This is a genomic window from Syntrophorhabdaceae bacterium, assembly GCA_028713955.1.
Taxonomy (GTDB): Bacteria; Desulfobacterota; Syntrophorhabdia; order Syntrophorhabdales; family Syntrophorhabdaceae; genus UBA5609.
Genome location: JAQTNJ010000193.1, coordinates 1 through 6,069, shown reverse-complemented (window position 1 = coordinate 6,069; position 6,069 = coordinate 1). Strand labels below are relative to the sequence as shown.

General features: G+C 66.5%; 8 protein-coding genes. All 8 read left to right on the top strand.

Annotated elements, in window-relative coordinates:
* On the top strand, positions 1 to 1,072 hold a 1,072-nt coding region (locus PHU49_13420), incomplete at its 5' end, for a hypothetical protein (protein MDD5245007.1).
* A gap of 18 nt (positions 1,073 to 1,090) precedes the next feature.
* The gene (locus PHU49_13415; protein MDD5245006.1) at positions 1,091 to 1,828 is read left to right on the top strand and encodes a hypothetical protein; all 738 of its coding nucleotides are present in this window, start codon (positions 1,091 to 1,093) and stop codon (positions 1,826 to 1,828) included.
* Positions 1,825 to 2,370, top strand: coding sequence for a phage virion morphogenesis protein (locus tag PHU49_13410; GenBank protein MDD5245005.1), 546 nt, complete (start codon positions 1,825 to 1,827; stop codon positions 2,368 to 2,370). The genes PHU49_13415 and PHU49_13410 overlap by 4 nt, the downstream gene beginning before the upstream one ends.
* Positions 2,367 to 2,924, top strand: coding sequence for a hypothetical protein (locus PHU49_13405; GenBank protein ID MDD5245004.1), 558 nt, complete (start codon positions 2,367 to 2,369; stop codon positions 2,922 to 2,924). Before PHU49_13410 ends, PHU49_13405 begins: the two co-directional genes overlap by 4 nt.
* 10 nt (positions 2,925 to 2,934) lie before the next feature.
* Positions 2,935 to 3,273, top strand: a complete 339-nt coding sequence (locus tag PHU49_13400; GenBank protein MDD5245003.1) for a hypothetical protein — start codon at positions 2,935 to 2,937, stop codon at positions 3,271 to 3,273.
* A gap of 1 nt (position 3,274) precedes the next feature.
* On the top strand, positions 3,275 to 5,008 hold the full coding sequence (locus PHU49_13395; protein ID MDD5245002.1) for a DUF2586 family protein: 1,734 nt from the start codon (positions 3,275 to 3,277) through the stop codon (positions 5,006 to 5,008).
* A 15-nt stretch (positions 5,009 to 5,023) separates the two neighbouring features.
* The gene (locus PHU49_13390) at positions 5,024 to 5,467 is read left to right on the top strand and encodes a hypothetical protein (GenBank protein MDD5245001.1); all 444 of its coding nucleotides are present in this window, start codon (positions 5,024 to 5,026) and stop codon (positions 5,465 to 5,467) included.
* 83 nt (positions 5,468 to 5,550) lie between these two features.
* Positions 5,551 to 5,922 carry a hypothetical protein gene (locus PHU49_13385; GenBank protein MDD5245000.1) on the top strand — a complete coding sequence of 124 codons (372 nt, stop codon included), beginning with the start codon at positions 5,551 to 5,553 and terminating at the stop codon, positions 5,920 to 5,922.
* Positions 5,923 to 6,069 lie beyond the last annotated feature (147 nt).

Here is a 6,069-nt window from a genome sequence, read left to right as displayed (position 1 = left end):
CGAGGGCACGGCTCGCGGCAACACGCGCTACGTGCTGACCACGAACGCTCCGATCACGCTCGACACCACGTCGCTCACGTTCGGGTGCCTCGACTCGATCAGCCACGTGGGCGCGCACGCGCTGGTGTTCACCACGACGGGCGCCACCGGCGTCACGCTGCCCACCACGGGCACGCTCGCGACGCTCGGCGGAACCGAGACCCTGGTCGGCAAGACGCTGACCACGCCCACGATCGCCGATCAGACGAACATGGGTCACAACCACGAGAACGCGGCAGGCGGCGGGCAGATCGACTCCGACGCGCTGGCCAGTGCCGTCACGGCCGCCAAGGGCGGGACCGGGCAAGCCGGTGGCTACACCATCGGCGACATGCTGTACGCCTCGGCTGCCGCGACCCTCTCGAAGCTCGGCATCGGTACCGCGATGCAGATCCTGCGCACGAACGCCGGAGCGAACGCTCCCGAGTGGGGCGGCGTCGACATCGGCCAGCTGCCCACCATCACGGCTGCCATCGGCGGAACGGGCCAGGCGGGCGGGTACGCCGTGGGCGACCTGCTCTACGCTTCGGCAGCAGCCGTGCTGAGCAAGCTCGCGATCGGCACTGCGAACCAGATCGTCAAGGTCAACGCGGGCGCGACGGCGCCCGAGTACGCGACCGTCAGTGGGACTGCCGACCACGTCACCGTGACCCCTGGCGTCGGGACTCTGGCGTTCGACGTGGGCGCGCACGTGGTCCAGCTCGCGGACGTGCAGACGCTGACCAACAAGCGCATCGTGTGCAAGCCGTACACGGTCGCGTTCGTGGGCGGCGCCGACACGATGGCGATTGCCGACGGCAACTACGGCTGGATCGACACCGTCACGCAGAACAGCACGCTGACGATCGACAACGCGGGTGCCGTGCTGGGCGACATCATCGAGGTCAACCGCGACGACTCGGACGCGTTCACGGTCGCGGTCACGGACGGCGTCACCACGTGGATCACGATGACGGCCAGCAAGTTCGCCGGCATCACGCTGCGGTTCAACGGAACCAGCTGGATCCCGGTGGGCGTCTACCAGCAGGCGTAAGCCCGCCCGGCCTGATCCATGACTGCCTACAACGAGACAGCCGTCACGCTTGCGGCCTCCGCGGCGCGCGGCACGAGCGGGACCGCCGCTGCGGTGGACCTCGGTGTCTGCACCATGGCCCGCCTCGTGCTCGCGTGCTCGGCTGTCTCGGGGACCGGCTCTCCTACGCTGACCGTCACGGTCCAGACGAGCCCGGATCAGCTCGCATGGACGACGGCCACCGCGTTCACCGCCCGCACCACCGTGGGCACCCAGGAGATCAACGTCGCTGGGTGCTCGCGGTACGTGCGAGCCATCTGGACCATCGCCGGCACGGGCCCGAGTTTCACGTTCGGGGTCTCGGGCTCGGCATTCGTGGTCTACTGCAGCCCGACTGACCTGTACGGGCTGGCGATCCCACAGCGCGCCCTGGCCGACATCACGGCCGACACGATGGCGCGGGCCATCAAGAGCGCCAGCGAGGATTTGGATGGGCGGTTCAACCGTCGCTACACGTTCCCGCTGGTCTCCTGGTCGACGGAGCTGACGCAGCATGCGGCTGAGCTGGCTGCGTTCACGTGCCTGACCACGCGGGGCACGTCGCTCGACGGGCAGGACTGGGACGTTCTGAAGGACATCCGAGACTCGGCGCGCAGCTGGGCCAAGGGTGTCGGAAACAAGAGCATCGACCCGCCCGGGATCGTGGACTCGACCGCAACGGTCGATGAGGCAGGGCCGGTCATGTACACGAACACGAAGCGAGGCTGGGGCACGTGAGCGGCGTCGAGGGGATCGAAGGCTTCGACGTTCTGATCAAAGGGTTCAACCGCGTAGCCGAAAGCGGGATGAAGCTGGTCTCGCAGTCGCTCGCGGAGGAACAGGTCGACCTCATCAAGGAAGGGTTCAAGAACGGAACCGCACCAGACGGAAGCGCCTGGGCAGCCCTCTCGGAACTCAGCCGCAACGGCGACGGCGGTACGCCGCTCAACGATACGGGCAAGCACCTCAAGAATGCAACCCACATCGCGGCCGTGAGCCCGAGCTGCTATCGGGTAGTCATCGGGTTCCAGCACGCGAGCGTGCACCAGCGGGGTGCCGTCATCGTTGCGAAAGGCGCGCGCGCACTGTGCTGGCCGTGCATTCACTATCGCGGCAAGCAGGGCAAGCAGCGCAGGGAATACACTCACGCGTTCGCCCGGAAGGTGACGATCCCCGCGCGCCCCATGGTGCCAGAGGGAGCATTGCCTAGTCGCTGGCTCAGGAGCCTCCAGGAAGCATTCGACGACACGATGGACGTCCTGTTGGGGCACGGCAAATGACTCTCCCTTCCGGAATCCCCACGCTCCTTCTCGAAGCCAGCCAGGGTCTCGACACCCTTGGCATCGTCGTCAAGTTCGGGCGCAAGCATCTGAAGGACAACGACTCGCCCCCCGTGGTGATCTGGTACCCGACGAGGGACCAAATCACGTCGGCGCAGGCGTTGTCGACTGACACGTATCGGTCGATCCGAACACGCAATGCCGGATTCAACGCGTTCATCTGGGGCAAGAGCTACGACCAGTCGGTTGCCATCGCCAAGGCGGTGATCCGGCTCGTCTGGACCTACAACCTGGCGAGCGCCGACTTCGGCGACATCGAGTGGAACGTCAAGGCCGATGACGCCTGGACGGTCGACGGGCACGGTTGCCTGCTGCCCGTGACGTTCCGCCAGCCGATCACCTCCCAGGCTGAGGCGATCCCCTCGACCGAGACGGCGCTCGAATCGAACCCGACGCCCGAGGACGTGGTCACGACGGTCGCCGCAACACCGGGCGACCACGAAGCAACGCTTGACGTTCATCTCGCCAAGTACACGAAGCCAACACCGCCATAGGAGGCGACCCGTGGACAACAAAGAGACGAAGGCGGCGCCGCCTGCGGCGACCGCGACGGAGAAGTCTGTCCAGTCCGAGGAGCGCAAGACGCTCGAGGCCTGGGCGGCAGAGCAACCGATTGGCCCGTACCATCCGGGCAAACCCCTCAAGCCGGGGGAGCGCGAGACGCGCGAGGCCGAGAACCACCGCTGCCACCTGGCCGGGCTGCGGATCATTGCGCTCCGCAGGTTCGGGGCATTCGAGGGCGCCGAGATGACGCTCAAGCAGTTCAAGGAAATCTGCGGCGAGCTCACCGGCCACCCCATCGGCTACCAGCAGCACGGCGTGACGCCGGCAAAGGCGGTGTGACATGACCCTCCCCTCGCGATCCCTCACGGTCAAGAGCGGCGGCAACGGCGTCGCCCAGGGTGGCGACAACGTCCACGCGCTGATCGGAACCTGCACGCTCGGCACCATCGGCGTGGGATACACTTTCACCGACCCGGGCCAGATCGCATCGGTCCTGGGCATCGGCAACTTGGCTGACGCGGCCAGCTACGAGCTGGAGAACGGCGCCGGCTCGATCATCTGCTATCGCGCCCTGGACAGCGTTGCTGGCGTCATCACGACCGCGACCCCCTATGTCTCCACCGGAGACACCGGCACGTGCGTGGCGAGCGGTGCGCCCAACAACCGCTACATGGTGACGGTCGAGATCACGACCACGGGCACGCTCGGGACCGCGGCGTTCAAGTACGCGCTCGACGACGGGCCCGATGAGGACACCGTGAATTGGTCGCTTCCGGTCCAGGTGCCGGGAGGCGGGACCTACACGATCCCCAACACGGGCATCATCCTCACGTTCGCGGCCGGCGCCGGTCCGACGTTCTTCACCGCGGGCAACAAGTTCCACTTCAACACCACCGCTCCCGCGTTCCAGAGCGCCGACCTGACCACGGCCATGGACGCGCTCGCGCTCGGCGGCTCCTACTGGCGATACCTGCACATCGTGGGCGAGATCACGGCCGGGCTGGCCGCGACGATCGACACCAAGATGGAGTCCTTCGCCACGTCGCACAAGTACCGGCGTTGCTACTGCGAAGCCGCCGACATGGATCCGATCAGCGCCGTTACCAAGGGCGGCACCGCGCCTCCCGACGTCACGGTCTCGGGCATCCCGTACAGCAGCTGGAACGTCAAGATCAAGACGACCCTCATCGGCGCGCTCGGCGTCGCGAAGTTCCAGTATTCGCTGGACGGCGGCAACACCTACAACGGGACCGACATCCTGGTCACGGCCGTCACGGGCATCAACCCGATCGGCGTGCTCGGGCTCACGTTCACGTTCGGTGGTGCGATCGGCAACATCGACAACACCTGGACGTTCAACACCTGGGACAAGAACGACGCGGTCTGGATGGCGGCCCTCATCGCGGCCTATGCGGCATTCGCCAGCGCGAAGGGCCGCGTCATCGTGGGGGCCGGCTTCATGGAGGTTGGACTCCCGTCGGGCGCAAGCGTGCGCAGGCCCATCATGTGGGGAGCAAGCGCGCTCCGCTCCAAGATCGGCATCGAGGTCGACCTGGGCCAGATCGAGGACGCCGGCCCGATCGCTGGCTGCGCCTCCCTGTCCCACGATGAGGACAAGGTCCCGGGCCTCGACACGGCGCGCTTCATGACGGCGCGCACCTGGGAAGGCATTGCGGGCTACTACTTCACCCAGGGCTGCACGATGGCGGCTGGCGGGTCGGACTTCGACCTTGACCAGTATGGGCTTGTCATGGACGCCGGCTGCGAGGCAGTCGACGCCACGCTGGCCCTGCTGTGCAACAAGCACATCCGCGTCTACAACGACCCCGCGAACCCGCTGAACGGCTGCATCGACGAGCGGGACGCGCTCGGCTTCGACCGCAAGATCCTGACCGCGCTCGAAGACGCGACCGTGAACCTGGGGCGCGCTTCGGACTGCACCGTAAGGGTGCACCGCAACGACAACGTCCTGTCTACGAGGCAGATCCTCGTGGACTTCGAGATCGTCGGGCTGGGCTACGTCAAGACGTGGACCGGCACGATTGGCTACAAGAACCCCAAGATTTCGGGGTGAAGGTGAGGCATTCCGATGGCTGATCAACCGACCATCAACGGACTCGACTACGACTTCGCCACCGTCGAGCTCAAGCTCGCGGGCGCGGGGTATCTGCGCGTCAAGGACTTCAGCTTCGATGACGACCTGGAGCCCGGCCTCGGCTACGGCACCAGCCCCGAGTACGTCGCCGAGACGATCGGGCAGTACAAGGCGACCGGCTCGATCACGCTGTACCTCGAAGCCGCCAAGCTGTTCCGCGACACGCTCGGAGACGGCTATGGCACAGTCCACTTCGACATCGTTGCGAACTTCGCCCCGCCCGGCAAGGCCGTGCTGACCATCACGGCCACCGGCTGTCGCGTCAAGAAGGTCGGGGACTCCGGCACGGCCGGCTCCGACCCGCAGACCGAAAAGTTCGACCTACACATCCGCCGCATTCTTCGCGACGGCAAGTGTCTCGTTCCGACGCTCTCCTGAGCGCCGCCACACGGCTGGGCGCACCGGCTCCGCGCTGAGGCGGGCCCGGGCGCCTGGCCCCTGCCGAAAACATGAGGCTGAGCATGATTCCTCCCGTATCCCAAGAACAGATCGAAGAGCTCGAAGCGAAGCACGGCGGCAAGCTGTACGCCTGCGACACGCCGCAGGGGATCGTGTATTTCCACCGACCCCCCAAGGGCGAGTTCCAGCGCGCGGCGCAGGTCGCGGCCAACAAGGACGCCAGCCTCGCACAGAAGGTCAACGCGCAGGAGCTTCTGTGCGCTTCGTGCGTCGTGCACCCCACTGCGGCCATGCTCCGCGAGTTGTTCGATGAGTTCTACGCGTTCAGCGGCCCGATCGCAGAGTCGATCTCGCTCGTAGCGAAAGGGGATGAGGCGGCGCGCGTGGGAAAATCCAAGAGCGCTTCTACCTCGCCCGAAAGAACGCATGGGTAGCGGCCCAGTGTCTGCTGGCGTTCCGCCGTGCGCCTCCGTGCGTGCACGGGCCGGACGATCCAACCGACTACACGCCAGCGGCCTACACCGACGACGAGCTGATCGGCGGGCTGTTGGAGGCCGAGAAGATCAACCTGCTCCGACTGC

Bases quoted from the DNA above. Each gene is read 5' to 3' on its own strand.
- PHU49_13405 (MDD5245004.1), top strand. From the start codon at position 2,367: ATGACTCTCCCTTCCGGAATCCCCACGCTCCTTCTCGAAGCCAGCCAG.
- PHU49_13415 (MDD5245006.1), top strand. From the start codon at position 1,091: ATGACTGCCTACAACGAGACAGCCGTCACGCTTGCGGCCTCCGCGGCG.
- PHU49_13390 (MDD5245001.1), top strand. From the start codon at position 5,024: ATGGCTGATCAACCGACCATCAACGGACTCGACTACGACTTCGCCACC.
- PHU49_13385 (MDD5245000.1), top strand. From the start codon at position 5,551: ATGATTCCTCCCGTATCCCAAGAACAGATCGAAGAGCTCGAAGCGAAG.
- PHU49_13395 (MDD5245002.1), top strand. From the start codon at position 3,275: ATGACCCTCCCCTCGCGATCCCTCACGGTCAAGAGCGGCGGCAACGGC.